The following is a 17,237-nucleotide window of genomic DNA, read 5'->3' as shown; positions in this document are numbered from 1 at the left end:
CAAAGCGGTTGTAGAGCGTCTTACGCGGCCCATATTCAGGCGGCGCGTCGATCCATCGGCCGCCCGATTTCAGAACATGCACGATGCCGCTGATCACCCGTCGGTCATCGACGCGCGGCTTACCACGCGTGTCCTTGGGCAGATGCGGCTCAAGCCGTGCGAACTGTCCATCCGTCAGCCAGAAACAGTCTCCGCTCATCACCAGATCCTCCATGGATCTGGTGAATCACAACACGCTGCCAACGCAAATCATTTTATGGGTCTGAACCCTAGGGCTGCCCTCTTCCCCGCATGATGGACAAAACTGAAGCTTGCGATCCCGAAGGCCCTTGAGGACGGCATATTGCGAATGGTGCTCTTGCGGAGTGTTGTACAGCGTGTGAAACCGCGTACGGTGCGCATGAATAGCGGGCCATTTCGGGACAGATTCTGGATTTCCGTGCTCCACGATGTAGGTCTCGATACGACTACGCCATTCTGCGGAGATGCCATTGAAGTATTTGGCGTTTGGTCCATTGGCACGTTCCGCAACAACCACATCCATCAAAGCAAGGCTGCAAGTTTCCGGCAATGGCAATTTCGTCACCATTTGCCACGCTCCATCGCGTTGAGCTGGATGATAATCTCCTCATTGAGATCCTCATCGAGTGCTTCGATCACCGCGTCAGCGGTCCCGTACTGCCGCAGGAGATCCTTGAGCCAAGCGTCGTGCGGCTTTGAAACCGAACGATCGCCGAACACGTAGCTGGAAATTCGTTGCACGTCTCCGCCGAATGTCTCGAATGGTGGGTTGGTGATACGCAGGCCGTCGTCTGTGTGCTCGAACACATGCACACACCGACTGGGAACTTCGCGAACCGTAACCACCGAGTGCGTGGCCACCAGTGCCTTGGAACCGTAGGTGCGAAGAAGTTGCTTGAGCATCGACACAAATTGGATCTCTAGCGTCGGATGCAGAAACAGCTCTGGCTCATCGACCACTACGAGACTATTGCGCCGCATGACTCCGAGCACATTCACCACTATGTAGCAAAACAGCCTTTGGCCCGAGCTGAGTTCAACGTGGCTGCCATCGCGAAAAAATGCGACGCCACCTTCAAGATCGACATGCTTCTGGAGAGCGGCGATGTTGATCATGTCGTTGCCTGGGGAAATCGCGAGGTAGCGCTCCAACAGATCCTCGCCATCTGATCCTGTGGCATCTAGCTCGAAGACTTGCGCTTGCTCGGGGGGATCGTCGCCAATGATCTCGTGCAGCTCGGCATCCTGCTGCAATCTGACTGCTGCGGTGTCGAAGTCGATCGCACTACTGAGAACATTTTCCAATGTCCTCAGTTTATTGGCCCAAGCTTTGATGGTTCCGTAACGTCTGTCGTCGACAAGGCACTGGATAAGCGAGAGACAGGCATTGGTCCTTGGCACTGCTAAACTGTTTCTGATACTGGTAGGCCGACGAGTGTTCTGGGATAAATGGCGCCCCCGGAAGCCGAAGAACCGATATATATCCTTGTCTTTTAAGGCCTTCTCTAAGCTCGGTTCATCGTCGGTATCTACCGGGAAGCGTTCGAACGGGCTGTACGAAACTGCGACCAGTTGGCTGAGATTTGGCCTTGAATAGAAGAGAGCCCCCTCAAGCTCTGGATGATCGGCCTTCGGCTGTATCCATGCTCTGATCATCTGCCGAAGTGCCGATGACTTCCCGACACCGTTCGGTCCGATGATCACATTAATATCATGCGGCAGGGGCGAGCGAGAAACAAACTTCAACGCCAGCTCGGACAGATCATCGAATGTATCGCGAAATGTGAACTTCAGATCGCTGACCCCAAGCTCTTCTCCGCCTAGCTTACGCCATCCGTCCTCAAAGCTGTTCTGTGACGATCTCTCTCGTTGCAGCGATGTCCGAAATCCTTCCGTATCGACGAGCTTTATCGCCCGCTCATCTTCAAGAGAGAACACCAGATGGCTGGCGTCCCTTAGCGCCAGCGCAATGTCCACGGCATCTTGAGGGTCAAGCAGGTCTCGGAGGTGCTCGCAAAACGTGATCTCCTCGGGAACGGAGATATAGTTGGCATCGTCAATTGGGAAATTTCCGTCCCAGTCCTGTTCGCGCAGGTTAGCCAAGAAGGTGTGCGAGGCATGCTGCTTATCGAATAGTATTCGAATAGCGCCAAGTTCGACCACCTCTCCCTTGACCCTGCAAATAGTTGGGAAGCGTGTCTTGTAGCCGAAGTCGTCCCAACGGTCGCGCAGGAGAAGTAAGATGTCTCCCTTCTTGCTGAGCCAGCTTTGCCGCAATTCCTTGCTGGAGCCCACATAGGCTATTCGCACTGAAAATCCCCCTGCCAACAATGGTATTGTTATGTAAGTGATCCGGGGTTGCAAGGGCCTTCGGCAAACCACCCACCGCCGCGCAGTCTTCGATCATACCGTATGTCCGCGCTTGGGATACCGCCGGGTTTGGCTCAATGTCCGCAATGGGGTCGGGAGCAGACCTTCATGAACGCTTCCAAGAATGTCGGCTCCTGGCGCGTTTTTGCCTCCCCCACTCCCCTCCAAATGAGAGCCCCCCTCTTCCAGATCGATGCCCCCCCCCCCCCCCCCCGGCCGTTCGCTCCCCGCCGTCACGCCCGAATGCGATAGCGCGCGGCGACGTCGCGGCGGGACAGGTTGGGCAGCATGGCGTGGCGCGCGGCCTGCAGGGCCGTCCACTGCGCTTCATCGGCCAGCGGGGGAATCGTGACCGTTTCGCCGGCGTCGAAGCCGGCCAAAGCAGCGTCGACAAGATCATCGACCTCCATCACCCAATCGGGCGGGAAGGAATTGATGTCCTTGCCGGAGCGCTCCCAAATCTCCGTGCGCGTGGCGCCTGGCAGGACGGCCTGCACGTGAACGCCGCTGTCCTTCAGATTTTCCGCCAGGCCTTGCGTCAGGTTCAGGATGAACGCCTTGCTGGCGCTGTACGTGCCCTCGAACCGTTCGGGCGCGAGGGCCAGAACCGACGAAAGGTTGATGATGCCGCCGCCGCCGCGCCTGGCCAGGGAGCGGGCCGCCGCCCGGGCGAGAAGCGTCGGGGCAACGACGTTCAGGGCCAGGAGCTGGAGCACTTCCGCTTCATCGAGGAGGCCAGCGTGCCGTGCAGGCTCATGCCGGCGTTGTTGACGAAAAGCGTGAGGTCGGGGTCAGTCTCGACGCGCGCGGCGAACGCCGCCAGTTGCGCCGGATCAGCCAGATCGACGCGGAGGATCGCGGCTGACCGGCCGGTGTCCCGCGCGATGCGCTCCGCCACGGCGGACAGGCGGGCTTCGGTCCTGGCGACCAGCAGGAGATCATACCCCCTGCGCGCGAGGCGATCGGCATAGACCGCGCCGATGCCGGTGGAAGTGCCCGTGATGATCGCGAGGCCCTTTGAGTCATTCGACATGTTTCGATTCCTATGTGTTGGTGAAGGAAGCCCTGCGCCCGCGCCGGCGGGTGAACGTCACCCATCGATCCGGGAGGGCTGGGCATCGCGGGGGCTGCGCGAGCGCTGTATCGTCTCGGCCATTCCAGGCGCCGGTTCAGTCCGGGAAAGGCGTTGCGGCCGGGGCGGTCAGATCGCGCATGCCCCGGCCTCGCCCGGTGTCCGGGAGCCCGTGCGGTCGATGGCCTCGACGTTCAGGATGTCGATCGCGACGGCGACACGATCGAGGATCGGGGTGTTGTCCGGGCGCGTGGCATAGACCCGGCGCTTCGTCGGGATCACCAGCCCCGAGAAGGTCTTATGGTCGCTGGCATAATTGGCGCTGGCCGTGCCGCCCATGATGTCGACGCTGTAGTCGTGCCGGCGCAGCAGGCCGGCGGCGTCGAAATAGAAGGTCTGCACCGGCGAATGGCTGGGCACGGTGGCCGGGAAGGTCACCTTGAGCCGGCGCCAGGTTTCGCCGTTCTCGGTCCATGGCTCGATTTCCTCGGCCTCGAAGCCCGGAAGCCGGAACAGGAACGGCGTGGTCAGATAGGTCCAGATGGCATAGCCGGCGAAATAGATCAGGTTCTGCTGATCCCAGGGCGTCGGGATGGCGTGACCGTGGAAGAAGGACCGCGGCGCCGTGCGCTCCTCGACGATGCCGCCGTCGTCGGTGACGATCGCCGTCCGCTCGGGCTCCCAGACGCCGCGCTGTCCGGTCCGTGGAAAGGGCGCGTATTCGGCGTGCGGGCGGCGTGTCGATACGGTCACGTCGACGTCGGCATAGGCGCCCGGCCAGCCCTTCAAAGCCCAGATGCCCCCGCCGATATTGGCATGGGCGCGCAGGTCACTGAGCTGCGCCCAACGCTCCCAGCCGCCATGCGCCTTGATGGCCAGATCCACTAAGTCGTTCATTTCATTCATCTCCCAGCCATGCCGGCCCCTGCCGATAATGGTTTAAATTTGAAACCTATAGACACATATCCCGAACAGGTTTAATTTTGCAACTCGTATTTTGATGGAGCGTGCCGAGGCATGAAGGGCAAGCGGACGGATCTGGCGGGCGCCGGTTGCGGCATCGCGCGCACGTTGCAGGTCGTGGGCGACTGGTGGTCGCTGCTCATCATCCGGGATGCCTTCAACGGCCGCCGGCGGTTTTCCGAATTCCAGAAGAACCTCGGCGTCGCCCGCAACATCCTGTCGGCGCGGCTGCGAAAACTTGTCGACGAAGGCATTTTTACAGTAGAGCCGGATCCCCAATCCGGCCTGAGCCATCTCTACGTCCTGACGGCCAAGGGGCAGGAGCTGGGCGTCATACTGGTCGCGCTCTGGCAGTGGGGCGAGCAGCACTGCTTCGCGCCCGGGGAACTGGATTACGCGGTCGTGGACAAGCTGAACCGGCAGCCGCTGCCACCGCTTCAGCTTGTGGCTCAGGACGGCCGGGTCTTGGAACCTCAGGATTTTTGTGTCGCGCGAAGGACGGATGCCGATCAAACGCGCTCCTGAGCCCGACATGCCCCTGTTGGGTCGAAACACCGTTTCCCACCCTGGGGTCCGCTCCTGCGCAGGGAGCGAAAGTCCCCTTCCCCCCATCCCCCACCCCCGGTCCTCCCCATGAAAGCCCCCCTGTTCCAGGTCGATGCCTTCACCACCCGGCGGTTCGCCGGCAATCCCGCCGCCGTCATGCTGCTGGACGCCTACCCGGCGGACGACGTGCTGCGCGCCGTCGCGGCGGAGAACAACCTGTCCGAGACCGCCTTCCTGGTGCGGGACGGCGCCGATTATCGCCTGCGCTGGTTCACCCCCGCCGTGGAAGTGCCGCTGTGCGGCCACGCCACGCTCGCCAGCGCCGCCGTGGTGATGGAGCGCCTGGAGCCGGGGCGCACGAGCGTCACCTTCCACGGCGCCAGCGGCCCGCTGCCGGTGGCGCGCACGCCCGCCGGCTATGTGCTGGATTTTCCCGCCCGCCCGTCCGAGCCGGTGGCCGAGGCGGATGTCGTCGCCCGCATCGCCGCCGCCCTCGGCGTGGTGCCGCAGGAGGTGCGGGCCAATGCCTTCACCTATCTGGCGGTGCTGGAGAGCGCGGCGCAGGTGCGCGCCCTCGCTCCCGATCTCGCCGCCGTCAAGCGGCTCGACCGGCCCGGCCTCATTGTCACCGCGCCGGGGCAAGAGGCGCAGGGAAGCGGAGCGGCGGGGAACGAGGCTGGCGGCTTCGACATGGTCAGCCGCTATTTCGCCCCGGCCAAGGGCATCGACGAGGATCCGGTCACCGGCGCCGCCCACACCACGCTCGCCCCCTATTGGGCGGCGCGGCTCGGCAAGGCACGGCTCGCCGCGTTCCAGGCTTCCGCGCGCGGCGGCGAGATGACCTGCACGCTGAAGGACGACCGCGTGCTGCTGGAAGGCGCCTGCGTCTTCTTCCTGGACGGCACGGCGGAGATCTGAGGGGCGCCCCCCGCCTCAGCCGTCGCCGGCGACGCTGCGGCGGGCCTTGCGCCGGCCGGGATTGTCCCGCCTCACCGGGCCGCGCTATACTGACGGCGTATATACCTTGTCCTTACGCTATGGGACCGATCCATGCCCAAGGCCGCCGTCTTCACCATGAAGCTCGAACCGGAATTGCGTGACGCCTTCATGGCCGAGGCCGAGGCGGACCATCGGCCGGCCTCCCAGGTGGTGCGGGAGATGATGCGGGACTATGTGCGCCAGCGCCGGGAGGCCCGCGCCTATGACGCCTTCCTGGCCCGGAAGGTGGAGACGGCACGCGAGCAGATGCGGGCCGACCTCGGCGCCGCGGACGATGAGGTGGAAGCCGCGTTCGCCGCCCGCCGCGCGGCGCTGGCGCGCGATGACGGCGCCTCCGAGAGGTGAGCGTCCGCTGGACAGCAGCCGCGCAGCAGGATCGCGCCGCGATCTTCGATCATATCGCCGCCGACGCTCCCTCCGCGGCGCTGCGCATGGACCGCCTGTTCAGCGCGGCCGCGGCCCGGCTGGCGGAATTTCCCTTGCTGGGCCCCGCCGGCCGGATCGCCGGAACCCGCGAATTGCTGCCGCACGAGAGCTATCGCCTCGTCTATGAAGTGAAGGAGGGTACCGTCTGGGTGCTGGCGCTGGTGCACACCGCCCGCCAATGGCCGCCCGGCGCGTAAAACCCCCGCCTCAGCCGTCGCCGGCGACGCTGCGGCGGGCCTTGTCCAGCTCCTCCGCATAGCGGCGCAGCACGAAGGCCTCGCCCAGCAGGCCCACCACGCGGCGGTCGTCGGGGGCGTCCACCACCGCCAGTTCCTCGCTCTGGGTGCGGTCGAACAGGGCGGCGGCCTGCTTCACGTTCATCTCCGGCAGCAGCACCGTGTCGAGATGGCGGGCCAGCGTGCGCACCCGCTCCTCCGGGCCGTAGAGCGCCGCATGCGCCTCCGCCACCGAGACCAGACCGGCGTAGCGGCCCTCCTCGTCGCGCAGCACCACCTGCTTGACCGCGCCGAGCGGAAAGGCGGCGCGGAAGGTCTTCAGGTCGGCGTCGGGGCCGAAGGCGGCGACGTCGGTGCGCATCATCCGCTCCACCGTGAGCGCGCGCAGCCAGCCGATGTCCAGCGCGCTGCGGATGGTCTCGCCGCGCAGGTGCAGGCGCCAGGTGGAGAAGGAATAGCCGAAGGTCTCGCGCACCAGCAGCGAGCAGCCGATGGAGGCGGTCAGCACCAGAGCGGCGATATGCAGGTCGCCGGTGATCTCCAGGGTCAGGAAGGTCATGGTGAACGGGCCGCCCACCACCCCCACCGCCAGCGCGCTCATGCCCACCACGGCGGCGATCACCGGGTCGAGCACAAGGCCGGGGGCCAGCAGCGCCGCCCCGCCGGCGAACAACTTGCCCAGCAGCGAGCCCATGAACAGCGAGGAGAAGAACAGCCCGCCGCGGAACCCCGCGCCCAGCGACAGCGCCGAGGCGCAGACCTTCAGCGCGAACACGAGGGCCACCGCGCTGGTGACGCCGGTGCCCACCTGGATGTGCAGCGCCCCCTCCCCGCTCGCCAGCACCTGCGGCGAGACATAGGCCAGGGCGCCGACACCCAGCCCGCCCGCGGCCGGGCGCACATAGGCCGGCAGGCCGCTCGCCGAAAAGCCCCGCTCCACCAGGGTGACGAGCCGCATGATGCCGACGGACACGCCGCCGGCGATCAGCCCCAGCAGCAGGAACGGCAGGAAGGCGGAGGGCAGCAGTTCCCCGGTGGGCGGCACGATGATGGGCGAGGACACCGCGCCCAACTGGCCGGCGGTGAGATAGGCGACGATGGCCGCCGTCATCACCGGCGCGGCGGCGGGGATGGCATAGACGCCGATGATCAGCTCGAAGCCGTAGAAGGCGCCGGTGAGCGGGGCCTGGAACGCCGCCGCGATGCCGCCCGCCGCGCCGCAGCCCACCAGCACGCGCAGGTCGGTGCGGCGCAGGCGCAGGGCCTGGCCGAGCTTGGAGGCGAGGCCCGAGCCGGTCTGGGTATAGCCCGCCTCCATGCCCACCGAGGCGCCGAAGCCGTTGGCCAGCAGGGTCTGGGCGGAGAGAATGAGGCTGTCGGTGAGCGACATGCGCCCGCCGTGCAGCGCATTGGCCTCGATCGGATCGACGATGGCGTGCGGCCGCCAGCGCTTCAGCGCCAGCATGACGGCGCCCATGATCAGCCCGCCCACCGCCGGCCACAGCAGCAGCGAGGGCTTGAGCACCGGGATGGAGCTGATGCGCGCGGCGCCGTAGAGCAGCAGGTGCAGCAGTTCCGCGCCCCGGCTGATGGCGGTGACGCCGACGCCGGCGGCAAGGCCGACCAGCGCCGCCAGCACCACCAGCGACACCTCGCGCGCCCGCGCCAGGGTCCTCAGGCGGGACAGCAGGCCGGGCGCCGCGGCGACGTCCGGCACCGAGGCTTCGCCGGCCGCCGTCATGGCCTCAGGCGAACTTGTTGTTGCGCGGGAAGCCCTTGGGCGGCAGGCGGCCGGAGGAGGCGCGCTCGCCCTGCCAGTCCAGCAGCTCAGTCACGGTCCAGGTGCGGCCGGAACTGTCCTCCCAGGTCAGGCCCTCGTCGCGGGTGAACACCTTGAGGTCGGAGAGCCCGCCCTCCTTGTAGCGCTGGAGGCGCACGCCGCGCCCGCGCGTCATTTCCGGCACCTGGTTGAGCGGGAACAGCAGCAATTTGCGGTTGTCGCCGATCACCGCCACCGTGTCGCCATCCGCCGGCACCGCCAGCACGGCGGCGTCGGGCGGATCGACGCCCAGCACCTGTTTGCCCTTGCGCGTGGTGGCGAGGCAGTCGTCCTCGGCCACCACGAAGCCGCGCCCCTCGCGGGAGGCGACGACCAGCTTGTGGCCGGGCCGGTGGGCGAAGACGCAGACGATCTCCGCCTCCTGCTCCAGTTCGAACATCAGCCGCATGGGCTCGCCATGGCCGCGCCCGCCCGGCAGCTTGCTCGCCTCCAGGGTGAAGAAGCGCCCGTTGGAGGCCAGCACCATGATCTTGGAGGTGGTCTCGGCGAAGAAGGCGTGGGCGAGGGTGTCGTCGCCCTTGAACGGCACGCCGGTGACGTCCGGCACATGGCCCTTCAGCGCGCGGATCCAGCCCTTGGCGGAGACCACGACGGTCACCGGCTCGCGCTCCACCAGCGCCTCGGTGAAGGCATCCTCGCGCAGCTGCGGCAGCGGCGCGAAGGAGGTGCGGCGGCGGCCGAGCTCGGTCTCCGGGCCGTAGACCTTGCGGGTCTCGCGGATCTCCTTGCCGATGGCCTTCCACTGCGCGCCTTCGGAGGCCACCAGCTTGTTGAGCTGGTCCTGCTCCTTGCTCAGCTTGTCGTGCTCCTTGCGCAGCTCCATCTCCTCCAGGCGGCGCAACGAGCGCAGGCGCATGTTGAGGATGGATTCGGCCTGGAGGTCGGTCAGCTCGAAGGTCCGCATCAATTCGGCCTTCGGCTCGTCCTCCTCGCGGATGATGCGGATCACCTCGTCGAGGTTGAGATAGGCGATGAGATAGCCGCCCAGCACCTCCAGCCGGTGGGCGATCTCGCCCAGGCGATGGCGCGAGCGGCGCAGCAGCACGTCGCGGCGGTGGTCCAGCCACTCGCGCAGCGCGTCGGCCAGCGACAGCACCTTGGGCACCTGCCCGCGCACCAGCACGTTCATGTTCAGCGAGACGCGGGCCTCAAGCTCGGTGAGCTTGAACAGGCTCTCCATCAGCACCTCGGGGTCCACCTTGCCGGTGCGCGGCTCCAGCACCAGGCGGATGTCCTCGGCGCTCTCGTCGCGCACGTCGGCCAGCAGCGGCAGCTTCTTGTCGGTCAGCAGCTCGGCGATCTTCTCCACCAGCCGCGACTTCGGCACGCCGTAGGGGATCTCGGTGACCACCACCACATAAGTGCCGCGCCCGGTCTCCTCTTTCTCCCAGCGCGCCCGCACGCGGAAGGCGCCGCGCCCGGTGGCATAGGCCTCCGCCACGCCGACGGGGTCCTCCACCAGGATGCCGCCGGTGGGGAAGTCCGGGCCGGGGACGAATTGCAGCAGGTCGAACGCCGGCGCGTTGGGGTGCTCCAAAAGGTGCAGCGCCGCGTCCAAGAGTTCGGCCGCATTGTGCGGCGGGATCGAGGTGGCCATGCCCACCGCGATGCCCTGCGAGCCGTTGGCGAGCAGGTTCGGGAAGGCGGCGGGCAGCACCACCGGCTCTTCTTCCGAGCCGTCATAGGTGGGGCGGAAGTCCACCGCGTCGTCGTCGATGCCGTCCAGCAGCAGGCGGGCGGTCTCGGTGAGGCGGGCCTCGGTGTAGCGCATGGCGGCGGCGTTATCGCCGTCCACATTGCCGAAATTGCCCTGCCCGTCCACCAGCGGGTAGCGCTGGGCGAACTCCTGGGCGAGGCGCACCAGAGCGTCATAGACCGCCTGGTCGCCGTGCGGGTGGAACTTGCCGATCACGTCGCCGACGACGCGGGCGCACTTCTTGAAGCCCTGCCCCGGATCGAGCTTGAGCTGCCGCATGGCGTGCAGGATGCGGCGGTGCACCGGCTTCAGCCCGTCGCGCGCATCCGGCAGCGCCCGATGCATGATGGTGGACAGGGCATAGGCCAGATAGCGCTCCTCGAGCGCCGCTTTCAGTTCGACCGGCTCGATGGAGCCTTCGCCGGGGGGCAGGGTTTTCGTGGCCATGGCTTCCGAGTAGCGCGCCCGCCGGCGCCAGACAAGGCGCGGAAGGCCGCTGCACAGCTTTGTCGCCGCCCGGCCTTGCCCCTGACCCAAGGATGAACGGCGAGGCCCCGGCCGTTTAGGTACATGAACACCTGTTTAGACCAGAAGCATCGGAATACCATAAAGATGCGGATTAATTAACCTCGGGCGCCGCTGGGGAACATAATGGAGACAATCTGGTCCTTATCCTTAGAGCACAGTGCAAATAGGCACAAAGAGTTCTGAAGGAGAAGGTCTCATGAAACGGGTTCTTCTTGGTGTGTGCGGCGCAGCAATTCTTGGCCTTTCCGCCATTTCAACCGGCGCCACTGCGATGCCGCTCGCGAATGCTGGCGGGATGGCGCAGGCGGACGACGAATCGCCCGCTGGCCGGACGGAGCTTGGCGTCCCGGTGGAGACCGTGGGCTGGCGGACGGTGTGCCGCACCGTGCCCCGCTGGCGCTACGGCCAGCAATATATGGTCGAGCGCTGCCGCCAGGTCTGGGTGGATCGCGGCTGGGGCGGCGGCCCCGGCTATGGCCGCCCCGGCCCCTACGGCGGCGCCGGCTTCTACGGCGCCCCCCCGCCCCCGCGCCCGTCCTACGGCTGGGGCTATCGCGGCGGCCCCGGCTATTACTGAGCCGGGAGCACGTTTCATTCCCTGAACGCCGGTTGGCGCCGGCGCGACGCGAAGCCCTCTCCCGCCCGCGGGAGAGGGCCGGGGCGGAGGGCGCAACGCCGCCTTGCCGCTCAATGCAGCAGGTGCAGCGGCAGCAGTTTCTGCTGGATCAGGTACAAAAGCCCGGTGACGGTGGCCACCGACAGCACCGTGCCCACCAGCACGCCCGCCGAGGCCTGCTCCATATAGACGCGGTACTGCCGCGCCAGCACGAAGCAGTTGAGCGCCGGCGGCAGGGACGCCATCAGCACCGCCGTCTCCATCCAATGGTCCGCGAACGGCCCGAAGGCGCTGAACACCACCAGCGCGATGGCCGGATGGACCACCAGCTTCAGCCCCAGCAGCGCCGGCAATTCGGGCGGCACCCGTTTCAGCGGCCGCAGCGCCACGGTGACGCCGAGCGTGAACAGGGCGCAGGGGGCCGCCGCATTCTTCAGGAAATCCAGCATCCGCTCCACGGCGCCGGGCGCGTGGAAGCCGGATGCCGCCGCCAGCACGCCGAGGAAGGTGGCGATGTTGAACGGATGGGTGACCACGCGCTTCACCACCGTCAGCAGCGTCGCCCCGATATGGCCGCCGCGCCCGTGCACGGCGATCAGCAGCGGCACCAGGGTGAAGAACAGCAGGCTGTCGCAGGCGAAGATCAGCGCCGCCGGGGTCGCCGCCTCCGCCCCCAGCGCCGCCAGCGACAGGCCGGGGCCCATGTAGCCCACATTGGCATAGGCGCCCACGTTCAGGGCGATGGCGGATTCGGCGAGGTTGCCGCGCCGGAACCAGAGCGCGATGGCCAGCGCCAGCGCCGCCGTGGTGGCGGTGGAGACCACCGCCGCCAGGATGAAGCCGCCGTTGGCCAGTTCCGCGAACGGGGTCTGCGCCACGATGCGGTAGAACAGCGCCGGCAGCGCCACGTAGATGATGAAGAAGGACAGCCACGCCAGCCCCTCCTCCGGCAGGCGCACGAAGCGCCCGCAGGCGAAGCCGAGGAAGATCAGGCCGAAGAAGGGGAAGGCGAGGCCGAACAGGTCCGTCATGGCACCAGCGCGAATGAGGCAAGCCGCGAACAGACGATGTTCGCTGGCGCCCCGCAAGACGCGCGGGACGCAAGGCGGCGCGCGAACCTATGCGCGGTGCGCTGCGGTAGGGCTCAGGGCCGGGCCGGCTCCGCCGCCCGCGCCGGCATCAGATGGCGCGCGGCATACTCCTCGCTGAGCAGCCTTTTGGGGAAGGCGGCGGCGGCCGGCGGGGTGCCGGCCAGCAGGCGGTCGATGGTCCCGGCGGCGGGATTGGCGGTCCAGGGCCGGCGGGCGAAGGGGCGGTCGTTGAGCCAGAAGGTGTCCCAGCCGAAGGTGGTCTCCACCACCTCGCGGGCGAACGGCTCGCCATAGGCCAGGGCGCCGGACAGCACGAGATCCACATAGGACTGCACGATGGGATGGCCGGCATCCGGCACGGCGGAGCGCGCGCCGGGCTTGGGCACGTAAATCCAGGCGGTGCCGGTGTCCGGCAGGCGCAGCCAGGACAGCGACCGGACCAGCGCCGCCGGCACCGCCACCCGGTCATAGCCCGCCTCGCGGCGGTCGAACCGGGCCAGCGTCGGCCCGTCCACGGCGAACATCACGCCGTTGATGGTCTCCGCCGGCGCCTCGCCGCCGCCGCGCTCCAGCCCGAGCGCGGTGAAGCCGCTGCCGGCGAGGAGGTTCCACACCCGGCGGTAGCCGAAATCCGCCGACACCCGCACCGGCACCGCCTCCAGCCGCGCGCCCGCCGTGCCGGCGCGCGAGTCGGCGTCGATCAGGCTGCCGTAGCCGATCAGGAAATCGCCCGGCAGGCCGGACACATCCATCCGCGCGCGCGCCGGACGCCCGCCCGCCGCCATCGCGAGCCCGGCTCCGGCCAGTCCCGCCATCAGGTTGCGCCGTGACAGCACGCGTGATCCTCCCGCCATGGAGCGGCGGACGTTAGGGCGCGGGCGTGAGAGGTCAAGTCACGAGCAGGCGCGGGAGCGGGCTGGCCGCGCTGCACTGCCGCAGGGCCATGCTGCACGGCAAGCTTGCACCGCAAGCTTGCTCTTGCCCCTGCCCCGCCGGCTGTCCATTCTGCCTCCACAACAAAGGGGGGACCTCATGAAGCTGCCGCGCAACTTCTTCAAGCCGCTGGCCATCGGCGCGCCGGCCCCGTACCGCGACCTGCCGGTGCGGCTGGAGCGCATGATCCATTTCGTGCCGCCGCACCTGGAGAAGCTGCGCGCCAAGGTGCCGGACCTCGCCCGCCAGGTGGACGTGGTGCTGGGCAACCTGGAAGACGCCATCCCGATTGACGCCAAGGAGGCCGCGCGCGCCGGCTTCATCGAAATGGCCAAGGCGGTGGACTTCGGCACCACCGGCCTGTGGACCCGCATCAACGCGCTGAACAGCCCCTGGGCGCTGGACGATATCACGCAGATCGTCGGCGCGGTGGGCGACAAGCTGGACGTCATCATGCTGCCCAAGGTGGATGGCCCCTGGGACATCCATTATCTCGACCAGTTGCTGGCCCAGCTGGAGGCCCGGCACAAGGTGGAGAAGCCGATCCTCATCCACGCCATCCTGGAGACCGCCGAGGGCGTGAAGAATGTAGAGGCCATCGCCGCCGCCTCGCCCCGCATGCACGGCATGAGCCTCGGCCCGGCGGATCTGGCCGCCTCGCGCGCCATGAAGACCACCCGCGTCGGCGGCGGCCATCCCGAATACAAGGTGCTGGCGGACCCGGACGGCGACAATCCGCGCGCCGGCTACCAGCAGGACCTCTGGCACTACACCGTCGGCAAGATGGTGGACGCCTGCGCCTCCGCCGGCATCAAGCCGTTCTATGGCCCGTTCGGCGATTTCGCCGATCTGGCGGCCTGCGAGAGCCAGTTCCGCAACGCCTTCCTGCAAGGCTGCGTGGGCGCATGGTCGCTGCACCCGACACAGATCGACATCGCCAAGCGCGTGTTCAGCCCCGATCCGGGCGAGGTCGCCTTCGCGCTGAAGATCCTCCAAGCCATGCCGGACGGCGCCGGCGCGGTGATGATCGACGGCAAGATGCAGGACGACGCCACCTGGAAGCAGGCCAAGGTCATCGTCGATCTCGCCCGCATCGTCGCCGCCAAGGATGCGGACATGGCCGCCGTCTACGGCCTGTGAGCGCCATGCCGGGTCCCCTCCGGCGGCCCGGCATGGTAAATGGGTGGTGAACAGCGGCCCGTTGCGATATGTGACGCGCACAAGACGACAAAAGGGAATCAGCGGATGGCGAGGACCGTCAAGGAGCAGGCGCGGGCTGGCGAGCCGGGTGCGAAGGCCCGGGCGACCGCCCGCAACTTGGCCGCGGCCCGCGCCCTGCCGCAGGAGGCCCCGCACGCCGAGAGCCGCATGCGCACCGCCAAGTTCCGCATCGGCGAGGTGGTGCGCCACCGCCACTTCCCGTTCCGCGGCGTGGTGTTCGACGTCGATCCCGTGTTCGACAACACCGAGGAATGGTACCAGTCCATCCCCGAGGAGATCCGCCCGCGCAAGGACCAGCCCTTCTACCACCTGCTGGCCGAGAATGCGGAGAATGAGTACGTCGCCTACGTCTCCGAGCAGAATCTGGAGGCGGACACCTCCGAGGAGCCGGTGCGCCATCCCCGCGTCGCCGAGGCGCTGGCGGAGGATGGCACCGGCGGCTGGCGGGTGCGGCGCGACCTCCTGAACTGAGCGCCCCGCCACGCCCGGCGGACGCGACGTCAAAGCCGTACCTTGGTGCGGCAGCGTCCCAGCCCGGCGCAAGCTTGCCCATTCACATTGCGATCCTGGATTTTCCATCTTCGGAGGACAGGATGCGCATTCGCGGCATGATCCTGCTGTGTATCTCGACCCTCGGCGCCGTCTCCCTGGCCGCCGGCGCCGTGTTCGCGGTCAAGGAATGGCGGCAGTGGCAGTCGGCCATGGACGCGCAGGAGCTGATGCAGGTGTTCGCGAACCTCGCGCATGCCAGCGAGCGCTATTCCATCGAGCGCGGCGACTTCAACCAGATGCTGCTGGCCGAAGAGCCGGTCACGGCCGCCCTCACCGACACCGCCAAGGCCAACAGCGCGCGCACCGATGAGGCGCTGAAGGCGGCGCAGACCTATGCCGCCGAACTCGATGCCGCCGACCGCGCCGCCGTGGACGGCCCCATCGCCAAGACCGCCGCCGCCATCCAGCAGCTGCGCGAGGCCGCCTGGGCCGAGGGGCGCAAGCCCCGCTCCGGCCGCGACACCGCCTTCGTCTCCGCTTACGTGCCCAAGGCGCAGGACCTGCTCCAGGCCATGGCCCGCATCTCCGCCACGCTGGAGCTGAAGGCCGGCGACCAGGACACCTCCATCGGCCGCCTCGCCTCCTTCGCCCGCATCTCCGCCACCCTGCGCGACGCCGGCGGGCGGCGCTCCACCATGCTGACCACCTATCTGGGCTCCGGCACGCCGTTCACCCCGGCCCAGGCCGAGCAGTTCTTCCAGCTCGACGGCCAGGTGGCGGCCTATTGGGCGGTGCTCTCCCACGCCGGCAACGACCTCTCCGACGTCCCCGGCATCTCCGCCGCCATGGAAGCTGCCAAGAGCCGCTTCATGGGCACCGGCAACGAGATCACCCGCAAGGTGCTCGCCGCCGCCAAGGGCGAGACGCCGCCGCCCTTCACGGTGGCGGAATGGCGCGGCCAGATTAGCCAGGCGCTGCTGGCGGCGCTGGCCCCGCGCGATGCCGCCTTCACCGCCGCGAATGCCCAGTCGGAGGCCAATATCGCCGCCGCCCGCACCGGCTTCTTCATCGCCGGCGCGGTGGTGGTGTTCATCCTCGCCATCGTCGGCGGCTTCACCTTGTTCATCACCCGCCGCCTCATCCAGCCGATCCAGGGCCTGACGCGGGGCATCGAGCAGATCGCCAACGGCGTGCTCGACGTGGACGTGCCCGGCGCCGGCCGCAAGGACGAGGTGGGCGAGATCAGCCGCGCCGTCGAGATCCTGCGCGGCAACAGCCTGGAGATGGTCCGCCTCCAGGAGGAGCAGGTCACCATCCGCATCCAGGCCGAGGAAGACCGCCGCAGGGCGTTCCAGGAGGTCGCGGACGAGCTGGACAGCGTGGTCGGCAAGATCGCCGGCGCGGTGTCGGCCACCTCCGAAGAGCTCCAGGCCTCCGCCCGCGGCATGTCGGTCATGGCCGACCAGACCTCCGACCGCTCCTCCCTCGCCTCGCAGGCCTCGCATCTGGCCAGCGACATGGTGGGCGCGGTGGCCGCCGCGGCCGAGGAACTGTCCGCTTCGGTCAACGAGATCGGCAGCCAGGTGAAGGAATCCGCGCGCATCGCCGGGGTGGCGGTGGACGAGGCCAATGACGCCGCCGCCAAGGTGACCGCCATGTCCGACGCCGCCCGCAAGATCGGCGACATCCTGCGCCTGATCACCGACATCGCCGGCCAGACCAACCTGCTGGCGCTGAACGCCACCATCGAGGCGGCGCGCGCGGGCGAGGCCGGCAAGGGCTTCGCCGTGGTGGCCACCGAGGTGAAGAACCTCGCCGACCAGACCGCCAAGGCCACCGCCGAGATCGACACCCAGATCTCCGCCGTGCAGCGGGCCACCGACGGCGCGGTCTCCGCCATCACCGGCATCGCCAGCACCATCGGCCGCATGAACGAGATTTCGGGCAGCATCGCCGCGGCGGTCGGCGAGCAGCAGGCGGCGACCTCCGAGATCGCCGGCTCCATCGCCCGCGCCTCGGAAGGCACCCGCGACGCCAACGACAACATGCTCCAGGTCAACCAGACGGCGGCCGAGACCGGCACTGCCGCCAACCAGGTGCTGGGCGCCTCCACCGAGTTGTCGCGCACCTCCGGCGAGCTGCGCGTAGCGACCGACGCCTTCGTCGCCCGCATCCGCAGCGCCTGAC

The 17,237-nt window shown here is 67.8% G+C and carries 18 protein-coding genes; 8 read left to right on the top strand and 10 right to left on the bottom strand.

The window, feature by feature from the left end; genetic code table 11:
* The 6 genes from YU1_RS32870 to YU1_RS30570 form a co-directional block, all read right to left on the bottom strand.
* On the bottom strand, positions 1–199 hold a 199-nt coding region (locus tag YU1_RS32870), incomplete at its 3' end, for a transposase (RefSeq protein ID WP_029006138.1).
* Positions 200–226: 27 nt separating this feature from the next.
* Positions 227–589, bottom strand: a complete 363-nt coding sequence (locus tag YU1_RS33630; protein WP_156922340.1) for a hypothetical protein — start codon at positions 587–589, stop codon at positions 227–229.
* Positions 583–2,316 carry an AAA family ATPase gene (locus tag YU1_RS0121440; protein ID WP_245263402.1) on the bottom strand — a complete coding sequence of 578 codons (1,734 nt, stop codon included), beginning with the start codon at positions 2,314–2,316 and terminating at the stop codon, positions 583–585. Before YU1_RS0121440 ends, YU1_RS33630 begins: the two co-directional genes overlap by 7 nt.
* 308 nt (positions 2,317–2,624) lie before the next feature.
* The gene (locus tag YU1_RS34845) at positions 2,625–3,107 is read right to left on the bottom strand and encodes an SDR family NAD(P)-dependent oxidoreductase (RefSeq protein WP_342447007.1); all 483 of its coding nucleotides are present in this window, start codon (positions 3,105–3,107) and stop codon (positions 2,625–2,627) included.
* On the bottom strand, positions 3,086–3,424 hold the full coding sequence (locus YU1_RS34840) for an SDR family NAD(P)-dependent oxidoreductase (protein WP_342447006.1): 339 nt from the start codon (positions 3,422–3,424) through the stop codon (positions 3,086–3,088). Before YU1_RS34840 ends, YU1_RS34845 begins: the two co-directional genes overlap by 22 nt.
* 168 nt (positions 3,425–3,592) lie before the next feature.
* Positions 3,593–4,348: a hypothetical protein gene (locus YU1_RS30570; protein WP_245263401.1), complete on the bottom strand. Its 756-nt coding sequence runs from the start codon at positions 4,346–4,348 to the stop codon at positions 3,593–3,595.
* A gap of 132 nt (positions 4,349–4,480) precedes the next feature.
* Here YU1_RS30570 and YU1_RS0121425 point away from each other — a divergent pair, with 132 nt between their 5' ends.
* The 4 genes from YU1_RS0121425 to YU1_RS0121410 all read left to right on the top strand — a co-directional run bounded on the left by YU1_RS0121425 (position 4,481) and on the right by YU1_RS0121410 (position 6,594).
* Complete coding sequence (locus YU1_RS0121425; protein WP_029005832.1) at positions 4,481–4,951, top strand: winged helix-turn-helix transcriptional regulator; 471 nt, start codon at positions 4,481–4,483, stop codon at positions 4,949–4,951.
* A gap of 108 nt (positions 4,952–5,059) precedes the next feature.
* Complete coding sequence (locus tag YU1_RS0121420; RefSeq protein ID WP_029005831.1) at positions 5,060–5,890, top strand: PhzF family phenazine biosynthesis protein; 831 nt, start codon at positions 5,060–5,062, stop codon at positions 5,888–5,890.
* Positions 5,891–6,022: 132 nt separating this feature from the next.
* The gene (locus tag YU1_RS0121415; RefSeq protein ID WP_029005830.1) at positions 6,023–6,316 is read left to right on the top strand and encodes a hypothetical protein; all 294 of its coding nucleotides are present in this window, start codon (positions 6,023–6,025) and stop codon (positions 6,314–6,316) included.
* Positions 6,313–6,594 carry a type II toxin-antitoxin system RelE/ParE family toxin gene (locus YU1_RS0121410; RefSeq protein WP_029005829.1) on the top strand — a complete coding sequence of 94 codons (282 nt, stop codon included), beginning with the start codon at positions 6,313–6,315 and terminating at the stop codon, positions 6,592–6,594. The genes YU1_RS0121415 and YU1_RS0121410 overlap by 4 nt, the downstream gene beginning before the upstream one ends.
* 10 nt (positions 6,595–6,604) lie before the next feature.
* On the opposite strand, the gene YU1_RS0121405 is transcribed toward YU1_RS0121410, so the two are convergent.
* Together YU1_RS0121405 and parC are read right to left on the bottom strand one after the other, a co-directional pair.
* Positions 6,605–8,374, bottom strand: a complete 1,770-nt coding sequence (locus YU1_RS0121405; RefSeq protein ID WP_051357132.1) for a chloride channel protein — start codon at positions 8,372–8,374, stop codon at positions 6,605–6,607.
* Positions 8,375–8,378: 4 nt separating this feature from the next.
* Entirely contained in the window at positions 8,379–10,616 is a 2,238-nt protein-coding gene (parC, locus tag YU1_RS0121400; RefSeq protein ID WP_029005827.1) for a DNA topoisomerase IV subunit A, read from the bottom strand.
* Positions 10,617–10,968: 352 nt separating this feature from the next.
* Between parC and YU1_RS34095 the strand changes: the two genes are divergently transcribed.
* Positions 10,969–11,274: a hypothetical protein gene (locus YU1_RS34095; RefSeq protein ID WP_210163767.1), complete on the top strand. Its 306-nt coding sequence runs from the start codon at positions 10,969–10,971 to the stop codon at positions 11,272–11,274.
* 110 nt (positions 11,275–11,384) lie between these two features.
* Here YU1_RS34095 and YU1_RS0121390 read toward each other — a convergent pair whose 3' ends face one another.
* Together YU1_RS0121390 and YU1_RS30565 are read right to left on the bottom strand one after the other, a co-directional pair.
* Entirely contained in the window at positions 11,385–12,344 is a 960-nt protein-coding gene (locus YU1_RS0121390) for an AEC family transporter (protein ID WP_029005825.1), read from the bottom strand.
* Positions 12,345–12,457: 113 nt separating this feature from the next.
* Positions 12,458–13,240, bottom strand: a complete 783-nt coding sequence (locus tag YU1_RS30565) for a gamma-glutamylcyclotransferase family protein (protein ID WP_245263400.1) — start codon at positions 13,238–13,240, stop codon at positions 12,458–12,460.
* A gap of 196 nt (positions 13,241–13,436) precedes the next feature.
* Here YU1_RS30565 and YU1_RS0121380 point away from each other — a divergent pair, with 196 nt between their 5' ends.
* The 3 genes from YU1_RS0121380 (at position 13,437) to YU1_RS0121370 (ending at position 17,236) form a co-directional block, all read left to right on the top strand.
* Positions 13,437–14,477 carry an HpcH/HpaI aldolase/citrate lyase family protein gene (locus tag YU1_RS0121380; RefSeq protein WP_029005824.1) on the top strand — a complete coding sequence of 347 codons (1,041 nt, stop codon included), beginning with the start codon at positions 13,437–13,439 and terminating at the stop codon, positions 14,475–14,477.
* Positions 14,478–14,705: 228 nt separating this feature from the next.
* Positions 14,706–15,029: a heat shock protein HspQ gene (gene hspQ / locus YU1_RS0121375; RefSeq protein ID WP_029005823.1), complete on the top strand. Its 324-nt coding sequence runs from the start codon at positions 14,706–14,708 to the stop codon at positions 15,027–15,029.
* A 122-nt stretch (positions 15,030–15,151) separates the two neighbouring features.
* Positions 15,152–17,236, top strand: coding sequence for a methyl-accepting chemotaxis protein (locus tag YU1_RS0121370; RefSeq protein WP_029005822.1), 2,085 nt, complete (start codon positions 15,152–15,154; stop codon positions 17,234–17,236).
* Position 17,237: the final 1 nt, after the last annotated feature.

It is taken from the genome of Azorhizobium doebereinerae UFLA1-100 (assembly GCF_000473085.1).
In the GTDB taxonomy this organism is placed as follows: domain Bacteria; phylum Pseudomonadota; class Alphaproteobacteria; order Rhizobiales; family Xanthobacteraceae; genus Azorhizobium; species Azorhizobium doebereinerae.
This window is presented reverse-complemented; position numbering and strand designations above follow the sequence as displayed.